Origin of the sequence: uncultured Muribaculum sp., from assembly GCF_910583865.1 — a bacterium.
Classification (GTDB): domain Bacteria; phylum Bacteroidota; class Bacteroidia; order Bacteroidales; family Muribaculaceae; genus Muribaculum.
The window spans coordinates 19,973-39,768 of sequence record NZ_CAJTYX010000023.1 but is presented as its reverse complement, the minus strand read 5'-3'; the positions used below and the strand labels follow the sequence as shown (position 1 = coordinate 39,768).

The 19,796-nt window shown below is 57.6% G+C and carries 11 protein-coding genes; 5 read left to right on the top strand and 6 right to left on the bottom strand.

Features of this window, described 5'->3' with window-relative positions:
• Positions 1–502: 502 nt before the first annotated feature.
• On the top strand, positions 503–3,397 hold the full coding sequence (secD, locus tag QZ303_RS06735) for a protein translocase subunit SecD (RefSeq protein WP_295730912.1): 2,895 nt from the start codon (positions 503–505) through the stop codon (positions 3,395–3,397).
• A gap of 118 nt (positions 3,398–3,515) precedes the next feature.
• Here secD and mutS read toward each other — a convergent pair whose 3' ends face one another.
• Positions 3,516–6,131, bottom strand: coding sequence for a DNA mismatch repair protein MutS (gene mutS / locus QZ303_RS06730; protein ID WP_295730909.1), 2,616 nt, complete (start codon positions 6,129–6,131; stop codon positions 3,516–3,518).
• A 249-nt stretch (positions 6,132–6,380) separates the two neighbouring features.
• On the opposite strand from mutS, the gene QZ303_RS06725 reads away from it, so the two are divergent.
• The 4 genes from QZ303_RS06725 (at position 6,381) to QZ303_RS06710 (ending at position 10,748) form a co-directional block, all read left to right on the top strand.
• The gene (locus QZ303_RS06725) at positions 6,381–7,673 is read left to right on the top strand and encodes an MFS transporter (RefSeq protein WP_295730929.1); all 1,293 of its coding nucleotides are present in this window, start codon (positions 6,381–6,383) and stop codon (positions 7,671–7,673) included.
• A gap of 28 nt (positions 7,674–7,701) precedes the next feature.
• A complete protein-coding gene (locus tag QZ303_RS06720) occupies positions 7,702–8,619 on the top strand; it encodes a dihydrodipicolinate synthase family protein (protein WP_295730906.1) in 918 nt (305 codons plus the stop codon).
• Between the two features lie 13 nt (positions 8,620–8,632).
• On the top strand, positions 8,633–9,814 hold the full coding sequence (locus QZ303_RS06715; RefSeq protein WP_295730902.1) for an AGE family epimerase/isomerase: 1,182 nt from the start codon (positions 8,633–8,635) through the stop codon (positions 9,812–9,814).
• Positions 9,815–9,914: 100 nt separating this feature from the next.
• Positions 9,915–10,748: a glycoside hydrolase family 16 protein gene (locus QZ303_RS06710; protein ID WP_295730899.1), complete on the top strand. Its 834-nt coding sequence runs from the start codon at positions 9,915–9,917 to the stop codon at positions 10,746–10,748.
• Here the strand turns inward: QZ303_RS06710 and QZ303_RS06705 are convergent, their stop codons facing one another.
• From QZ303_RS06705 to QZ303_RS06685, 5 genes are all read right to left on the bottom strand, one after another.
• Entirely contained in the window at positions 10,749–13,937 is a 3,189-nt protein-coding gene (locus QZ303_RS06705) for an efflux RND transporter permease subunit (RefSeq protein WP_295730897.1), read from the bottom strand.
• An 80-nt stretch (positions 13,938–14,017) separates the two neighbouring features.
• Entirely contained in the window at positions 14,018–15,136 is a 1,119-nt protein-coding gene (locus QZ303_RS06700) for an efflux RND transporter periplasmic adaptor subunit (protein ID WP_295730894.1), read from the bottom strand.
• A 42-nt stretch (positions 15,137–15,178) separates the two neighbouring features.
• The gene (locus QZ303_RS06695) at positions 15,179–16,630 is read right to left on the bottom strand and encodes an efflux transporter outer membrane subunit (RefSeq protein WP_295730891.1); all 1,452 of its coding nucleotides are present in this window, start codon (positions 16,628–16,630) and stop codon (positions 15,179–15,181) included.
• 126 nt (positions 16,631–16,756) lie between these two features.
• Positions 16,757–17,962 carry an MG2 domain-containing protein gene (locus tag QZ303_RS06690; RefSeq protein WP_295730887.1) on the bottom strand — a complete coding sequence of 402 codons (1,206 nt, stop codon included), beginning with the start codon at positions 17,960–17,962 and terminating at the stop codon, positions 16,757–16,759.
• 87 nt (positions 17,963–18,049) lie between these two features.
• Positions 18,050–19,627, bottom strand: a complete 1,578-nt coding sequence (locus tag QZ303_RS06685; RefSeq protein ID WP_295730884.1) for a carboxypeptidase-like regulatory domain-containing protein — start codon at positions 19,625–19,627, stop codon at positions 18,050–18,052.
• Positions 19,628–19,796: the final 169 nt, after the last annotated feature.

Genomic DNA, 19,796 nt, shown 5'->3' with positions numbered 1-19,796 from the left:
ATGTCGGTCTGCCCGGCTACGGAGTGATGATGAACGGACATAAAAAATCTCCGTCACCGGCAGATGCCCGGGCGGAGTAAAATATGCATCATATTAACCTTTGTCGTAACTGTCGTGCAGCTCCCCTGCATGAGGACAAGCGGTTTTAGCATTTTTTACGGTGGTTGCAAGCAGCCAAATTTGTCCACCCGGATTGTTATCGTGGTGCAAAGTTACGCTTTTTCTTCCGGATTAAGACAAAAAGAACACGGAAATTTACCGCACGCCACCCGTAAAATGCGATTTAGGATAGCATATATAATGGATTATGAGAAAAAAACACTATATTTGCACGCTGAAAAATAGCGCTAAATCTCATGTTTTCTGAAAAACGTGAGGCCCGGCGCTGATTTCCCATGGGTGGCACAATGCCGAGGGTGATGTCCCGGCGCATTGCGGTCGCTCCATACATTTTCTTTTCCGACAATCAATTAACTACTTTAATTCATATCACAACCAACACATGCAAAGCAAAGGTACGACCGGAAGCGCGATTTCCGGTGTAATAGCAATCTTCCTCGTGCTCGTGTGTCTGTTCTATCTCTCATTCACGTGGGTCACAAACCGCTATGAGAAGAAAGGCCAGGAGTACGCGCTGGCAATCGCCAACGGCGATGCCAATTCCGAAGCTTACACAAAGGCTTACAAGAACTACATCGACTCGATCGGAAAAGAGAAGGTGTACCCGGTATTCGGCTATACATTCAATCAGGTACAGAAAATGGGTGTGGGCCTCGGCCTCGACCTGAAAGGAGGTATGAACGTTATCCTCCAGGTCAGCGTACCCGACATTCTTCGCTCTATAGCCAACGCCGACGACAACAAGACATTCAACCGCGTCCTCGCCGCCACCGACTCTGTGGTGAAGCGTACCAAGACCAGCGACTACGTGGCTGCCTTCTTCAAGCAGTACAAGGAGATGGAGCCTGGCGCCGACATGGCCGTGGTGTTCAAGAACGTGGCCAAGCGCGGTGAAAGCGCCGACCAGGTGGAAGCCACCGTCAAGCAGGAGGTGAAGGATCGCGTCAACTCGTCGACCAACGTGCTCCGCAACCGTATCGACCAGTTCGGCGTGGTTGCCCCCAACATCCAGGAGCTTGAGAAGGACGGACAGATCCTGCTTGAATTGCCGGGCGTCAAGGAGCACGACCGTGTGCGCGACCTGCTGAAGGCTTCGGCCAATCTGGAATTCTACGAGGTGTATAACCTTGAGGACATCCAGAGCCAGCTCATGGCCCTCGAGAACGCTCTCCGCGCCGACAGCACCGGCGTGGCCAAGACATTCTTCGGCTACTTCGACGGACAGGGCTACGCAGGCACTCCCTACATCGGCATGGCCACTCAGGCCCACCGCGAGGTGATCGACTCGATTCTCGGCACCGCCACCGCGGCCCGTATCCTCCCCACCAACCTCAAGCTGCGCTGGGAGGTGAAGCCACAGGAAGTGACCTATACTGATACCGTTACCAACACCACCCGCAAGGCTGACATATACCAGCTTATCGCCCTTAAGAGCAACAACGGCAAGCCCGCTCTCGGAGGCGACGTGGTGACCAACGCCACCAGTGACTTCGACAATCTCCAGGGTAACTACGTGAGCATGGAGATGAACAGCGAAGGTGCCAAGCAGTGGGCACGTGTCACCCAGAACAACCTCGGCAAGCCCGTGGCAATCGTGCTCGACGAGGCTGTCTACTCGGCTCCGCGTATCAACAGTGTGATCGAGGGCGGACGCTCGCAGATTACCGGCAACTTCAGCGTCGATGACGCCAAGGACCTTGCCAACGTGCTCAAGTCCGGTAAGATGGCCGCCAAGGTCGACATCGTCAGCGACACCGTAATCGGCCCGTCGCTCGGCAAGCAGGCCATCCACGACGGTTTCCTGTCGTTCGCAATCGCCCTTGTGCTCCTTATGATCTTCATGATGGCATTCTACGGTGTCATACCCGGACTCATCGCCAACATAGGACTCGTCTGCAACCTCTTCTTCACATTCGGCATCCTCGCCTCGTTCCAGGCGGTGCTGACCCTCTCCGGTATCGCAGGTATCGTGCTTGCGCTCGGTATGGCGGTCGACGCCAATGTGCTCATCTTCGAGCGCGCCAAGGAGGAGCTTCGCGCCGGCAAGAACATCCATCAGGCTATCGCCGACGGCTATTCCAACGCCTTCTCGGCCATCTTCGACTCCAACCTCACCTCGATCATCACGGCAGTGATCCTGCTCCTCTACGGTACGGGACCCATCAAGGGCTTCGCCACCACCCTTATCATCGGCATCGTCTGCTCGTTCTTCACGGCAGTGTTCCTGACCCGTCTGGTATTCGTGGCTTTCGGCAAGACCAAGCCGTTCATCAACCTCACGTTCACCACTCCGCTGTCGCGCGGCAAGCTTGAGAATGTCAACTTCAACTTCCTCGGCGCGCGCAAGGTGTCGTTCATGGTAGCGTTGGCGTTCATCATCATCGTGGTAATCTCGCTCTTCGCCCGCGGCCTCAACCAGGGCATCGACTTCTCCGGCGGCCGCAACTACATCGTGCAGTTCGACCATCCCGTAAAGACGGCAGAGCTGCAGCAGCGTCTCGCCCCGATGTTCCCCGACGCGTCGCTTTCGGTAATCACCATCGACAACGATACCAAGGTGCGTATCTCCACCAACTACAAGATCAATGAGGAGACCGACGGTGTGGACCAGGAGATCACCAACATCCTCTACAACGCCCTCCAGAACGACCTCGGCGGCATGAGCCTTGAGGACTTCTCGACCACCAACGAAAATGTCGGCATCCAGCAGTCGCAGAAAGTCGGCCCGACCATCGCTGCCGACATGAAGCAGAACGCCTATATCGCCGTCATCCTGTCGCTCATCGCGATGTTCCTCTACATCCTGCTCCGCTTCCACAACGTGGCATTCTCCGTTGGCGCTCTCGCGGCCGTAGCTTTCACCGCATTCACCGTGATCGGATTCTACACCCTCTTCTGGGGCGTCCTCCCATTCTCGATGGAGATCGACCAGTCGTTTATCGCGGCCATCCTTACCGTGATCGGCTACCAGATCAACGACACCGTGGTTGTGTTCGACCGTGTGCGTGAGAACGTCGGTCTCTATCCCAAGCAGGACTTCTTCACCACCATCAACAAGTCGCTCAACTCGACTCTCGGACGTACCATCATGACCTCGGCCTCGACCGTGCTCGTGCTGCTCTGTATCTTCATCCTCGGTGGTGAGGCCATCCGCAGCTTCACTTTCGCAATGCTCTTCGGCGTGATCACCGGTACGCTGTCGACCATCTACATCGCGGCTCCCGTGGCTTATCTCACCGACCGCCGTCGCGCTTCCGGTAAGAAAGTCGCAGCATAATCCTGAAAAGACCATAACTGAAAATAGACACGCCCGGGCCGATCTGGTCCGGGCGTGTCGTGTTATTAGAGATGTATGTGTAGATATATATAATGTATATGCGATTGCCTTGTGCGGCTTATGCCTTTCCGGTGATGATGGCGCGTATGTCGTTGAGCTTGTTGAGCGCCGCCATGGGGGTGAGGTTGTCTATGTCGAGATTGATTATCTCGTCGCGTATCTGCGACAGCACGGGGTCGTCAAGCTGGAAGAACGACAGCTGCATTCCACCCTCCACGGGGGCCGCTACCGACACATGCGCGCCCTCTTCCCGGCGGTTGGCTGCCTCAAGCTGACGGAGAACGCCGGAGGCGCGCTCGACGATAGACTTCGGCATGCCCGCGAGCCGCGCCACATGTATGCCGAAACTGTGTTCCGACCCTCCGCGCTGGAGCTTGCGCAGGAACACCACCTTCCCGCCGATGTCTTTGACCGACACGTTGTAGTTGGCTATGCGCCGGTAGGTCGACTCCATGTCGTTAAGCTCATGGTAATGGGTGGCGAACAGCGTCTTGGGGTGCATGTCGCCATGCTCGTGTATGTGCTCCACGATGGCCCAGGCTATGGATATGCCGTCGTAGGTGGATGTGCCGCGCCCAAGTTCGTCGAACAGTATCAGCGAACGTTCGCTCATGTTGTTGAGAATCGAGGCGGCCTCGTTCATCTCCACCATGAAGGTCGACTCGCCGAGCGATATGTTGTCGCTCGCCCCCACGCGCGTGAACACCTTGTCGACGATGCCTATACGCGCCGAATCCGCAGCCACGAAGCATCCCGTCTGCGCCATTATCACGTTGAGCGCCGTCTGGCGCAGGAGCGCCGACTTGCCCGACATGTTAGGCCCGGTGATCATCATTATCTGGGTGGCGTCATTTGCCAGATTGACGCTGTTGGTGATGTAAGGCTCTCCGGCAGGGAGCTGGCGCTCTATCACCGGGTGGCGCGCCTCATGAAGCTCTATCGTGAGGGAATCGTCGACCACGGGGCGGTTGTAGTGGTTCTCCATGGCCACGCGAGTGAACGACGCGAGCACGTCGAGCCGCGCGAGCATATGCGCGTCGAGCTGGATGGCCGGGATGTATTCTGCCACGGCGGCGACGAGGTCGGTGAATATGCGTGTTTCTATTATGGCGATGCGGTCCTGGGCGCCGAGTATCTTCTCCTCGTATTCTTTTAGTTCCTGGGTGATATAGCGTTCGGCGTTGACAAGGGTCTGCTTGCGTATCCACTCCTGCGGCACTTTCGACTTATGGGTGTTGGTCACCTCGATATAGTAGCCGAACACATTGTTGTAGCCGATTTTCAGGCTCGTGATGCCGGTAGCCTCTATCTCGCGCTGCTGCACCCTCATAAGGTAGCCTTTCCCTTGCGAGGCGATTTCGCGGAGTTCGTCAAGTTCGGCGTCCACACCGTCGCGCACCACCATGCCCCGGCTCAGGAGCGCCGGGGCGTCGTCCATGATCTCGCGGGCTATGCGGTCGCGAATCCCTTCGCACGGGTTCAGCTGCTCGCCGATAGAGCGCAGGGCGGTGGTCTCCGACTGCATGCACATGGCCTTTATGGGAGCTACGGCACGCAGGGCGTCGCGCAACTGCACAAGTTCGCGCGGTGTCACACGTCCCACGGCCACCTTGGAGATGACCCTCTCCATGTCGCCTGCCTGTTCAAGTCCCTCCTTCAGCAGCGTGCGCTCGTCGGGATGGCGCATGAACCCCTCCACCACGTCGAGACGCGCGTTGACGGCCTTCATATCGGTGAGTGGGAACAGGAGCCAGCGGCGCATCAGTCGCGCGCCCATAGGGGTGACGGTGCGGTCGAGCACCTGGAGGAGGCTGCGTCCATCCTCGCAGAGCGGCTCCACAAGTTCAAGGTTCTTTACAGTAAATTTGTCGAGGCGCACATACGTGCCCTCCTCCACGCGGGTTAGCTTGGTGATATGTCCCGTCTGGGTATGGTTGGTGATGTCGAGGTAATGCAGTATGGCGCCGGCGGCGACTATGGCGGCATGCATGCCGTGCACGCCGAATCCTTTAAGCGAGGAGGTGGCGAACTGCTTGAGCAGGCGGTCGCGGGCCGCGTCGTCGGTGAATATCCAGTCGTCAAGCTCGAAACTCAACAGCTTGCCCGAGAATTTCTCTTCGAGCAGCTTGCGGTTGCCGCGCTCCACGAGTACCTCCTTGGGCGAAAAGTTGTTGATGAGCTTGTCGATATAATCGGCATCTCCCTCGCCGACGAAAAACTCTCCGGTGGATATATCGAGAAACGACACGCCAACCAACGTCGTGCGCGTGAAGTGCACGGCTGCCACGAAATTGTTCTCCCTATGATTGAGCACAGTGTCGCTCACCGCCACGCCGGGAGTGACAAGTTCGGTGATGCCGCGCTTCACCAGCTTTTTGGTGAGCTTAGGATCCTCAAGCTGTTCGCAGATGGCCACACGCTTCCCGGCCCTGACGAGCTTCGGCAGGTAGCTGTCGAGGGCATGGTGGGGAAATCCGGCAAGCTCGACATACTGGGCAGTCCCGTTGGCGCGCCGCGTAAGCGTTATGCCGAGAATCTCGGAGGCAACGATGGCGTCGTCGGAAAAAGTCTCATAGAAGTCACCGACCCTGAATAGCAGTATCGCGTCGGGGTGCTTCCCTTTCATCTCCACATACTGCTTCATCAGAGGCGTCTCTACTATCTTCTTAGCCATTATCAATTCAATATTTATACTGTAAAGTTACGCTTTTGGGCGCATCTGTGCAAAATTCAACACTGTTGTTGAATTTAATCCTTTATCATGCAATAGTTTGGGGATATCGGTTAAAAGGAGTACAGTGATACCCTCTTTAATAAAATATTTTATTAATTATTTTGGTTATTAGAAATTATTTACTTACTTTGCACTCATAAATCAATCATATAATCACTCTCTCTAAATCGAAAATTTACCATGAACTCTCTGAAACTGAAAAAATGGTATCCGTGGCTCGTTGTCGGGCTGTTATGGATTGTCGCGTTGCTCAATTACATGGACCGTCAGATGCTCTCGACAATGCGTGAGTCGATGGCCGCAGACATTTCCGATCTGGAGTCGACAATAATGTTCGGCAAGGTGATGGCCGCATTCATGTGGATCTACGGATTCTGTAGCCCTATTTCCGGTATAATCGCCGACAGGGTAAACCGCAAATGGCTCATAGTAGGGTCGTTGATCGTATGGTCGACGGTGACGCTCCTCCTCGGATATGCCACTACTTTCCACGAAGTGTATGTGCTCCGTGCCATCATGGGCGTGAGCGAGGCACTTTATATCCCTGCCGCGCTGTCGCTGATAGCCGACTATTTCACAGGCAAGCAGCTCAGCCTCGCCATAGGCATACACATGACCGGTCTCTATATGGGTCAGGCTGTCGGGGGCTTCGGCGCTTTCGTGGCCGAACAACTCTCATGGCAGGCCACTTTCCATTGGTTCGGAATCATCGGCATACTTTATGCTTTGGTGCTCGTCGCATTCCTGTATGAGAAAAGGACAGCCTCGGAAGCTCCGGCGGCAAAGGCTTCGCTGGCCGTTACCATCAGGTCGGGTCTCGCAGGCGTGAAATCCTCGCTCGGCATGCTGCTCGGCAACGTGGCTTTCTGGACTATACTCTTCTTCTTCGCATCCTGCTCGGTGCCCGGATGGTCCACCAAAAACTGGCTTCCCGAACTTTTCGCATCCTCGCTCGGCATATCCATGGTGGTGGCCGGCCCGATAGCCACTATCACCACAGCCATTAGCTCGTTCATAGGAGTTATGGTGGGAGGGCCGCTCGCCGACAACTGGTCGAAACGCAATGTGAAAGGTCGCATCTACACTTCCGCGATAGGGTTGTCGCTGATGATACCCTCGTTGGTGATGATGGGATTCGGCTCGTCGCTCTTTGCCGCCATAGGAGCGGGCGTGCTCTTCGGTCTCGGTTACGGCCTGTTCGACGCCAACAACATGCCCATACTCTGCCAGTTCGTCTCATCGCGCAACAGAGGCTCCGCCTATGGCCTTATGAACATGTGCGGCCTGTTTATCGGGGCTTTCGCCACCGACTTCCTCGGCTCGCTGGCTGCGGAAGGAAAGATGGGACTCGGATTCGCCATGATGGCCTCCGTCCTCGTGGTGGCCGTGCTGCTACAGCTCACCGTACTCCGCCCCGTCACCCTCAATATGACAGAAGAGGACGCAAAAGCTTCAAAAAAGGCCTCTCTTGCAAATGCTTGATAACCGCATAATCAAACCAAATCACATAATGGAAAAAATTAAAGGATTAATCGATGCGCCGTTCACACCGATGCATGCGAATGGCGATATAAATCTCGACATCATACCCGCCTACGCGGAGATGCTGGTAAAAAACGGGCTTAAAGGTGTATTTATCAACGGTTCTTCGGGTGAAGGCTACATGCTTACCCCGCAGGAGCGCATGGCAGTGGCCGAAAAGTGGGTGGCATCCGTGCCCGAAGGCTTCAAGGTGATTGTCCATGTGGGTAGTTGCTGCCTGCGTGAGAGCGCCGCACTCGCCGCCCACGCCGAGAAGATCGGAGCATGGGGTATCGGTTCGATGGCCCCGCCATTCCCGAAGATCGGACGCATAGAGGAGCTGGTGAAGTACTGTGAGGAGATCGCGGCCGCCGCCCCGTCGCTTCCGTTCTATTACTACCACATCCCGGCGTTCAACGGCGCGTTCCTCCCCATGCTCGACCTGCTGAAGGCCGTCGACGGGCGCATACCCAACTTTGCTGGTATCAAATACACCTTCGAGAGCCTCTATGAGTACAACCAGTGCCGCCTCTACAAAGATGGTAAGTACGACATGCTCCACGGCCAGGATGAGACAATCCTCCCGTCGCTCGCACAGGGTGGCGCACAGGGTGGCATCGGAGGCACCACCAACTACAATGGCCGCGAACTCACCGGCATAATCGAGGCCTGGGAAAAGGGCGATCTGGAGACCGCACGCGAAAAGCAGAACTTCTCGCAGGCTGTGATCAACGTCATCTGCAACTACCGTGGCAATATCGTGGGCGGAAAGCGTATCATGAAACTGATAGGACTCGATCTCGGACCGAACCGCACACCCTTCCGCAACATGACCGACGAGGAAGAGGCCTCGATGAAAAAAGAGCTTGAGGCGATCGGGTTCTTCGAGCGATGCAACAAACTGTAATTCTCCCCTCCATATGATTGACAAGGAATATATCTGTAAATGCTCCGGGCGTTACAAAGCCGACCTCAAGGAAAACATCATGCCGTTCTGGCTCGAGAAAGGCCTCGATCCGGTCTACGGCGGAGTCTATACGTGCCTCGACCGCACGGGCGACATAATGGACACCACCAAGTCCGTGTGGTTTCAGGGCCGTTTCGGCTTCGTCGGCTCGTTTGCCTACAATAATATCGAGCGCGACCCACGCTGGCTCGCCGCCTCGAAGAGCTGCATCGACTTCATCGAGGCACATTGCTTCGACCCCGAGGACGGCCGCATGTATTTCGAGGTGATGGCCGACGGCACGCCGCTTCGAAAGCGCCGCTACGTGTTCTCTGAATGCTTCGCGGCGATAGCAATGAGCGAATACGCCCTCGCCTCCGGTGACATGGCCTATGCTGAAAAGGCTCTTCGCTTGTTCAAGGAGATACGCCGCTTCATCTCCACCCCGGGGATACTGCCGCCGAAATACCTCCCGACACAGCCGGCCATAGGTCACTCGATAACGATGATTCTCATCAACACCGCCGCATGCATACGCAAGGTCATCTCCGACCCGGTGCTCGACGAGCAGATCGATGAGTCGATAGAGCGCCTGAAGCTTTTCATCCATCCTGAATACAAGGCTCTCCTTGAGACGGTCACCCCGGAGGGCGAGCTTATCGATACGTGCGCCGGACGTACGATCAATCCGGGCCACTGCATCGAGACCGCATGGTTCCTTCTGGAGGAGGCTCGCCATCGTGGTTGGGACAAGCAACTCGTCGACATGGCCGTGCAGATCCTCGACTGGTCGTGGCAGTGGGGTTGGGATGAAGAGTTCGGCGGCATAATCAACTTCAGGGATTGCCGCAACTTCCCGCCGCAGGACTACTCGCAGGACATGAAGTTCTGGTGGCCGCAGTGCGAGACTGTAATTGCGTCGCTCTACGCCTACATCGCCACCTCCGACCCGAAATATCTCGACATGCACCGCAAGGCCAACGAATGGATGTATGCCCATCTGCCCGATACGGAATATCCCGAATGGTACGGCTACCTCCATCGCGACGGCACTGTGGCACAGCCTGCCAAAGGCAATCTCTTCAAAGGCCCGTTCCACATCCCGCGCATGCTCGTCCGCGCATCAATGCTCTGCGACGAGATTCTATCTAAATAATAGCCTATAAACCGATATGGTAAGCCATGAGGGGTCAGATCCGGCACTGTCCGGTATTTTGACGCTTCATGGCTTACCGACGCTAAATGTAATTTTTGCCATGAAAAGGAAATTACTTATATCCATAGCATTGCTGTCAGTCGTGCTGCTTGCCTGCGGAGGCGGGGGCGATGACGTCATAGCCGATCAGCAGCAGCCCGAGACTCCACCTGAGCCTCAGTCTCCATGGGAGCTTGTCTGGGAGGACGACTTTACAGCGCCGACCGTCGACGGGCAGGTGTGGAGTCGCATAACCGAGGGCACTCCCGACTGGAAAAAATATCAGAGCACCGACGACCGTTGCTACGAAAAGCGAGAGAGTTCCATCGTGTTCAAGGGCATCGTCAACGATGACAAGGATGCCGATCCGCGCGATTATTTATGCGGCGGTCTTTACACTGCCGGTAAGAAGGCGTTCGGGCCGGGACGTATCGAGGTGCGTGCACGCATGACCCAGGCCCGGGGTGCATGGCCCGCGATATGGATGATGCCGTTTACAGCCGACAAGGGATGGCCCCACGACGGCGAAATCGACATAATGGAGCATTTGAATTTCGACCGTTCGGTCTATCAGACGCTCCATTCGGGATATATCGATGTCGACAACCACAAATCGGATCCCCTTTATTCGCGCCAGTTTCCGGTGGCCAAGGTTGATGAATACCATGTCTATGGGGTTGATGTCACTGCCGACAAGATAGTGTTTCATATCGACGGCGTGGAGACCCTTGTTTATCCGCGTATGGAGATTGACGGGCAGTATCCTTTCTTCCGTGAATGGGATCTGCGTATCGACATGCAGCTCGGAGGCAGCTGGGTAGGCCGTATCGATCCAGCGCAGCTACCTGTCGAGATGGAAGTCGATTGGGTAAGGTACTACCGCGCAAGGGAGTAGTCACACTCCCGACGCGCCTCCGCCGAGCGAGTTGTCGTCGCCCATCGGGGCGGGGGGAACTGTGTCGACATCTTTGAACAGCTTGTCGAGGTGCTTTTCCTGGAAGCCCTGTAGCGCGGCCCAGAAGCCGGGCACGAACAGTGTGCCGAGCACGGTGTTGATGAGCATGCCGAACACTACCGCCGTGCCGAGCGACACGCGGCTGGCCGCGCCCGCTCCGTGTGCGGTCATCATCGGTATCACGCCGAGGATGAATGCTATGGCGGTCATCATGATCGGTCGGAAACGGATCACGCCTGCATCCTCCGCTGCGGGAGGTATGAGCACGCCGCTGCGGCGGAAATAGGTGGCATACTCTACGATAAGTATCGCGTTCTTGGCCGAAAGGCCCAGCACGAGGATAAGTCCGATCTGAGTGTAGATGCTGATACTCTGGTTCATGACGATGCATCCGAGCACACATCCGAGCACCGCTATCGGCATGGCGAGCACCACGGCGAGCGGGTCGGTCCAGCTCTCATACTGGGCGGCGAGCACGAGCAGGGTGAGGATGATGGCGAAGATGAACACGGCGGTCACCGTCGTGCCGGACTGCGTCTCCTGGTATGCCTCGCCGGTCCAGGCGTAGCCGTAGTTGTTGCCGAGGGTCTTTTCCACCAGGGCCTCCATGGCTTTGATGCCGTCCTGCGAGCTGTAGCCCTTGGCCGGAGTGGCCGTAACGGATGCCGTTCCATACATGTTGTAGCGCGAGGCCGAAGGCTCGCCCATGGTCTGTTCGATGGTGGTGAACGATGCCATCGGCACCATGTCGCCGGATGCGTTGCGCACGCTGAGTTTGAGCAGGTCGTCGATGTTGCCGCGCGAGTCGGCGTCGCCCATCAGTGTCACCTGGAACACGCTGCCGAACTCCGTGAAGTCGTTGACGTAGCTCCCGCCGGTGTAGCCTCCGAGCGTGCGGAACACGTCGCTCATCGTAAGACCCTGTAGCTTTACCCTGTCGCGGTCGATCTTGAGCCGGTATTGTGGCACTACGCCCTGATAGAGCGATGTGATGCGTTCTATCGCAGGCTCCTCACGCGCGGCTTCCTGTAGCGACGCCACGGCTTTGGCCAGCTCGGCCGCCCCGTGGTTGTTGATGTCGAGAAGCTGCATCTCCAGGCCTGCCGACATACCGAGGCCGGGTATTGCCGGCGGGTTCACTGAAAACACGATAGGCTCCTGTAGCCGTGCAGCCATGGCGTCGACTTTGGCCATGATATCGTCTACGCCCTGTCCTTTCCCTTTGCGTTCTTTCCATGGCGTGAGGGTGACGAACAGCGAACCCATGTTGCTCGAAGCCGACCCGGCCATGAATGAGAACCCGCTGATGGCCATTACGTTCTCCACTTCGGGAATCTCCTTGCGGATCATGTCCGACAGCCTGTCGACCACTTTCTGCGTGCGTTCGAGCGATGCGCCCTGAGGCAGCTGCACGGAACTCATGAAATATCCCTGGTCCTCCTGCGGGACGTAGCTCGTGGGGTGGTTTAGGAAGAGAATGAAGCCGAACACGGCGATCACGATGAAGCCGCAGGTCGAGAGCCACGGTCTCTTCAGCAGCGTGTGGATGCAGCGCTTGTAGAGATTCTCGGTGGCCGCGAAGCCCTTGTCAAACCAGCGGTAGATGAAGAATTTCGACGGCTTGCGTGGAGTCAGGAACAGTGCGCACAGCGCCGGGGTGAGCGTCAGGGCGTTGAACCCGGAGAATGCCGTCGACACGGCGATCGTCAGCGCGAACTGCTTGTAAAGTTCTCCGGTAATGCCGCTCACGAAGGCCGTGGGGATGAATACCGATAGCAGTACGAGCACTTCGCCGATGACCGGACCGGTAAGCTCTTCCATTGATTTCTCTGCGGCCTGCCTCCTCGACAGTTTCCCGGCGTCGACAAGGCGTGAACAGTCCTCGACCACCACTATGGCGTCGTCGACCACAATGGCTATGGCGAGCACCAGCCCGAAGAGGGTCAGAGTGTTGATGGTGAATCCCATCACCTTCATCACCGCGAATGTGGCGATGAGGCTCACAGGTATTGTGATCATCGGGATTATTACCGCACGCCAGTTCTGGAGGAAGATGAGTATCACGAGCATCACTATGAGCGTGGTCTCCACGAATGTCACTACCACGTCGTCGATTGAAGCTGTCACGAAGTCGGAGGTGTCGAGCACGATGTTGTACTTCACTCCCGGAGGGAAGTATTGCGCGAGACGTTCGAGCTCTGCCTTGGATTTCTTGCTCACGTCGAGAGCGTTGGCCCCGGGGAGCTGCTTGATGCCCAAAAGGGCCGCCTGGTGTCCCGACACGAGGGTGGTGGCGGCATAGCTGATGCTTCCGAGGTCGGTACGCGCCACATCCTTCAGGCGAAGTATGCCGTTGGCGTCGGTGCGGATGATTATGTCGGCGAATTCATCGGCGGTGTTGAGGTTGCCCTTGCTGACAAGGGTGAACTGGAATGCCTCGTTCTCCGGGGCCGGAGAGGCTCCGATGGCACCAGCCGACACCTCCATGTTCTGCGACTGGATGGCGGCGGTGACATCCTGGGGAGTCAGGTTGTAGAAGCGCATCTTCTCCGGGTCGAGCCACACGCGCATGCTGTAGCGTCCTCCGCCGAAGGCATCGACTCCACCGACACCTTCCACGCGCGACAAGGCGTTGACAAGGTTCAGGTTGGCATAGTTGGTGAGGTACAGCGCATCGTAGCGTCCGGTGCTGTCCCCTTCGAGCGAGCAGAAGAGCACGATGTTGGTCGATTCCTTGTTGACGGTGACCCCCTGTTGTGTGACTGCCTCAGGCAACTGTGGCGTGGCCTGGCTGAGGCGGTTCTGCACGTTGATGGCCGCCTGGTCGATGTCGGTGCCCTGTTTGAAGGTGATGGTAAGCCCGTAGCTTCCGTCACTGCCGGAATTGGAACTCATGTAGAGCATCCCCTCCACTCCGTTGACCTGCTGCTCGATAGGCACGCCGACAGATCGGGCCACTGTCTCTGCATCGGCTCCCGGATAGGATGCCGACACGTTGACCGTAGGGGGCGTGATGTCGGGAAACTGCGCCACGGGAAGCGTGTTGATTGTCAGAAGTCCGGCCAGCACCATGAGTATGGCCAGCACGGTGGCGAATATAGGCCGGTCTATGAAGAATTTCGAAAACATTGCCTTCTGGTTTGAGTTGGATTGTGGCCGGTGCTTCGCGGACGGATGCCGTTGCGCCGTGCTTTTTCCTTGTCGGATGGTTATTTCATTTCGACGGGGTTTACTTCCATCCCGTCGCGCACCTTGAGGAGCGCCGATGTCACGTAGCGGCTTTTCGGCCCTATCCCTTTGGTGACAATGCGCAGTGAGTCGCGGTAGATGTCACCGGTCTCTATAGGTGTGTAGGCTATCCTGTTGCTGTCGTTGACCACATAGAGGTACTTGCCGAGCTGGTCTGTGCCTATGGAACTGTCTTTAACCAGTATGGCGTGAGGGTCGGCTCCAGATGGCATATGTACCGTCACGTACATGCCGTCGCGAAGCTCGCCGTAGGGGTTCTCGACAAGGCATTTGAGCGTGACGGTTCCGGTGCTTTTGTCGATGTTGGGCGACGTGTAGTAGATGTCGCCGGTGTACCGGTGGGCGAGTTCGTTGTCAAACGACAGGGGGACGGCACGGAATATGGCCTCCTGCGGTGTGCCTCTCACGCCGAGGATCTGCTGGTACTGTGGCTCGGAGATGGCGAACGACACCACGACCTGTGCGTCGTCGTAGATGGTGGCGAGCGTGAACGGCGATCCCTCGCCTGCTATGTAGGCTCCGGGGTCCACGGTCGAGGATGTGATGTGCCCCTTGAACGGCGCGCGGATGGTGCAGTAGCCCAGGTTGGTCAAGGCCCGGTTGAGCTGTGCCTCCGCATTCTTGATTGCTGCGGCCGACTGTTGCATGCTGCTCTCAGCCTGTATGACGTCGAGTTTGCTGACGGCGTCGCTCTCAAGCGCCTTTTTCATGGCTGCGGCCTGGTTGGAGGCGTAGGTGTATTCGCTTTTGGCTGTGGCGAGGGCTGCACGGCTCTGCTCTACGGCGTCGCGGTAGCTTGTAGGCTCGATGGTGAAGAGTACCTTCCCTTTTTCCACAATTGATCCGCTGGCGTAGTCGCGTGACAGCAGCGTGCCGTTGACTCGTCCCACGATGTCTACCGATGCTATTGCGCCGGCGGTGCCGGGATAGGTGCGGTAGACCATCACCGAGTCGGTGATGGGTGTGGCCACGTCGACAGTCAGCAGGCGGTCGGTGCCGCTGTCGGATTTCTTATGTTGGCAGGAGGAGAGTGCTACGAGCGCCGCACATGCTGCGGCGAGCATATATGTAGGTTTCATGTCGGAAAGTTTTTGTCAATGGTTTGTCCCGAGCGGGCTACACTATAGGCCCATGTCGGCGGCATCCCATCCGCCGCCGAGGGCTTCGTAGAGGGTGATTAAAGCGGTGAGGGCGCGCCCTCCGGCTGTTACCGCCGAGTTTTGGTATTCCAGCAGGTTCATCTGGGCGGTAACCACGTTGTTGAATGGCGATAGGCCGCGTTTGTACAGGTCGAGCGAGAGGTCGAGCGACTTGCGGCTCTGCTCCACCACATCGTCGAGTATGTCGAGGTTGCGCAGTGTCCCGGTGTAGGTGGCTATGGCGTTGTCGACCTCTTCTACGGCTGTCATCACGGTGTTGTTGTAGCTCTCTATCCCTATCTCCATCTGCTGCCTGGCGCTCACGGCGTTGGCGCGGCGGCTCAGTCCGTCGAATATGGTCCATGTGAGTGTCGGGGCGATGGAGTAGGTGAGGCTTTCGTGGCTGAAGAGGTCGCCGGCGCGATGTGCGGCCGTGCCGATGGACCCGTTGAGCGAGAGGGTGGGGAGGAAGTCGCGCTTGGCTATGCCGAGGGCGGCGGCGTAGGAAGCAAGCTCATACTCGGCCTCCACGATGTCGGGACGGCGGCGCAGCAGCTCGGCGGGTACTCCTACGGGCACCAGCTGACGGTGGTCGGGGAGTGGACGCGGAGGTTCGAGCATGGCGGTCACCTCGCGCGGATACACGCCGAGGAGAAGCGCCAATGAATTGATGGTGGTGCGTATGGAGGTCTCGAGCATCGGCATGGAGGCCTGGGTGGAGTAGTAGACGATGCGTGCCTGCGTCACGTCGAGCATCGAGGCCAGTCCCGCCTCGTGGCGTGCCTCGGTTATTTTCAGGATCTTCTCCTGTGAGGCTATATGCTCGGTGGCTACCTGCCATTCGCCCTGCCACACGCGCAGGTTGACGTAGGCTTTGGCTATGTTGGCGCAGAGGGCCACCATCGTGGCGGCGTATTCGGCGCGGGTGGCGTTGTAGAGCGCTTTCTGTTGCGATGATTTTGCATGTATCTTGCCGAACACGTCGATCTCCCAGCTCATGTTGATGCCGAGCGAGAAGTAGTCGTCGGTGGTTGCGGCCATCGTCTCGCGCCCCATGGCGCCGGAGGTGCGGCTCTTGGTCCATCCGCCTTGCAGTCCGAGCGTGGGATAATAGCCGGAGCGCGCCGCGTTGAGCGCTTCCTTGGCCATGGCTATGCGCTTGGAGGCGATGACCACGTCGGGATTCCCCTCAATGCCGCGGGCTATGAGGGTGTCGAGCAGCGGGTCGCCCAGCCGATGCCACCAGTTGTCGTCGGTGGGTATGGTCTGGTTGAAATGCTCGTCGTAGGTCCAGTGGGAGGGTATGGAGTCGGTGAGGACTGCCTCACCCGACAGGTTCGCTCCCCGGGCCGTGGCCGACACGGCTGCGAGCAATATGCAGGCCGGCAGTATGCCTCGCGCATGCCTGCTTTTATTGCGTGATAATAGATACATATGGCAGAGAAGTTAGATACTTTTGGCGGATCATGCCGGCACTCCATGCGTCTCCGGCATAATCTCCTAAGTATAACTTCTCCGCTTGTCGATAAGTTAGGATTCCTCTACGGTGTTTAACATATTTTATCGTTCCGGGGCGTTCCATACGAGGCGCTCGCTCAGTGTGTTGCCGTCGGCATCTATGAGCAGAAGTTGCGACACGCCTTCGCCGAGGCGTTCGCGCGGGATGCGCACGGGGCTTTCGGGGGTGATGGCCGACACGCCTTTGAGTATGCCGCGCGTCTGCACCACGAGCATCGCCCCGGAGGGCACGTTGCCCACGGCGCTTGCCGTCAGCTCCCCGCCGTCGTGGTCGGTGCCGGCCACATGGATCACTGCCGCGCGGCTGTCGGCCTCGGGAAGCGGATAACTGTTGCCGCCGACCTTGAGGGTGTATTTCTCATCCGCCTTGGGGGTGAGGGTGAATGTGCCCATGCCGGCATGGAGCGTCGAGAAGTCGCACACCGCCTTGCCCCGGCTGTCGGTCACGGTGCCGGAGATATCGCGTCCGAGTCCGTCAACGCCTATGGCCTTCACGCCCACCTTGCAGGGGATGCCGGGTATGAGGTAGCCGCCTTCGGGATGCAGCGTCACCGCGAGGGTGGTGTCGGCCGGGGGCACCGTGACGTAGCGGCTGTACTGCCCGTTGGTGACGAGTATCGGCCCCGCGGCCGCATCTTTGCGCGAAAGGCCCACTTCGAGATGCGCGTCAGAGCCGCGCACGGTCTTTTCCTTGTCGCCGATTTTAAGTGTCATGTCGGCCTGCGTGCTTTTGCGGTCTACGATGAGGCGCGGGTTGCCGGAATCGCTTTTGAGGCGCACGTCGAATCCTTCGCGCAGGGCGTAGGGGCTGAGCACGCGCAGGGGCTTGCGGAAGAAGAATTCCGGACCCTGGTTGCGCATGAACATCGTGTATGCGCTCAGGGTGTAGCTCCCCTCTGGGAGGTCGATGGGGAGGGGTATGTAGCCGCTGAACTTTCCGTCGCGCTTGAGCAGCTTGACGCGCTTCACCACGTCGCCGGTGGGCGCTGAAAACTCGACATAGACGTAGCGGCTGGCGTCGACCTGCTTGAGCGTGGCCGCGTCGACCACGAACGGGCGCATCCACACGGTGTCGCCCGCGAGATACACCCCCTGGTCGGTGGTGACGTGGATGGCTTCCTGGGGGTATTCGAGGAGTTGCCTCTCCATCCGTGCCGCTATGCTGTCGGGGCTGATGGCGGCGTGTGACGTGGCGGCTGTGCCTGCCATGGCGGCAAGGATCGCTATGGTGGTGGTTATCCTTTTCATGTCTGTGTCTTTTTTATGTCATGTCCCTTATGGGGTCGTCATGCTTTGTGGATGCACCCAAGGTGCATCCCTACGGCTGCCGGTTTCTTATTTACGCAAATCTATGGTTTGGCCCGTGGGCGAGATTCCTTCTATCGTTATGGTCATGTCGGAGGCGGTGCGTCCGGGCGGCATGGGCACTACGGTCTCTCCCGACAGGTCGGCTGACGGGATCCATGCCACCGTCGTGCCGCTCTGTCCGTCGGCCTCGCCGTCCACATCGTAGGCTGCGCGATAGCGGCGCGGCTTCTGATAGCCCAACGGCATCACGGGATGGAATTCGGGAGAGAGCTTGTTGGTGATTTTGGCAGGATTCTTGGTGGTGATGCTGAGTATGCCCCCGTTGGTACGGCTTAATATGTCTCCGTCGTTGATAGCGCCTTGGGGGAAGAGCATGGAAAGATGTGGCGGCACGTATGCCACGGATTCGTTTTCGAGGAAAGGATACATTCCTTCGAGGTCTATGAGCTTAAGTTTCCCCGTGAGGAGTCCGGTGTCATAGGAGCTGTTGTTGTCTACGGCTTCCTTTGCCATATTGGCGGAATATTGCCATTGTTCGAACTTTTTGAGAGTAGCGCTTTTCTTGTTGTCCCATGGATTTTGTGCATTCTCTTTCGGCGCTATGGAGCGCGCTGCGGTGCCTCCGCGTTCTTTTCCTTCGGAACAGCCGAGATAGCGGCCATCCACCCATACTGCTACGGGTGTCTGATGATACAGAAGGCGATCCTCTATTATATTGACGCCTGGGATGTTGGCTACGGCCTGTTCGTATGAGGTTACGTCCTTATTTTCGTCGAGACGGATATTGATAGAGGCGAGCATATCGATTGCGTTCTCCTCTTTGCGTTGTTTAGTGCCTCGTACGACTATCTCCTTCAAGGATATCTGCATGCCTTGGGGCGAGGCGTTGAGGCGCGCCACGTAGTCATCCCAGCCCTCATCGTCGGAGGCCCAGGTCGGGATGGTGGAGATGAGGGATTCTCCCTCGGGGAGCGAGGCGATGGCAGGGAATGTGTCGAAATCGGGGTGGATGTTCTCTTCGAGTTTGCCCTTTGCGTTCATGGCGCTGACCACGAGCCATGTCGAGTCGGGCCATTCGAGTCCGGTGATGGAGAAGCGTCCGAGAGAATCGGTGGTGGCGGAAGCTCCGTCGGCCATGCGCGGGGCGAGGACGTTGGTGGTGACTCCGGCGAGCGGCTTGCCGCGCCACTTTGAGCGGATCACGCCGTCGAGCTGCGCGCCGATTTCGATTGGGAAGGCGAGGGAGTCGGCCATGTCGCCACGGATGGCTGCGGGGATGTCGTAGCGCGTCCACCCTTGAGTGAGCATAAGCGCGTCGGCGGCGGGAACTGCCTCAAGGGCCGGAGCGCGCAGGTACCATGCCGCATCCTCGACATGTCCGCGCAGGTCGCTCTGGAGCAGGAGTTGGGAAGCTATGGTGGTCAAGGTGTCGGGTGTGCCTATCCGCTTGTCGATGACGGCCACCGCCACATCCGCGCCGCCCTCCACCGCCGGAATCACTATGACCCCGCGCGCCGTGTCGACCCGCACGTCAATGCGCGTCACCGCCCCGCCATCCATGAGCGCGAAAACAAGCAATATTATAGCAAAAATCACTTTTTTCATATCTTTTCTATGTTGATATTTTGCGCAAGTTAACAATTAATAATTGAATTGCAACATAAATAACTAAATTTAACTTGTTGATACTGAAAATATGCACATTTGCCTTTGGTGTATGTAATATGTAATTGGTGTAATATCGTCAGTTACAGTATAGGTTAAGATTGAATCG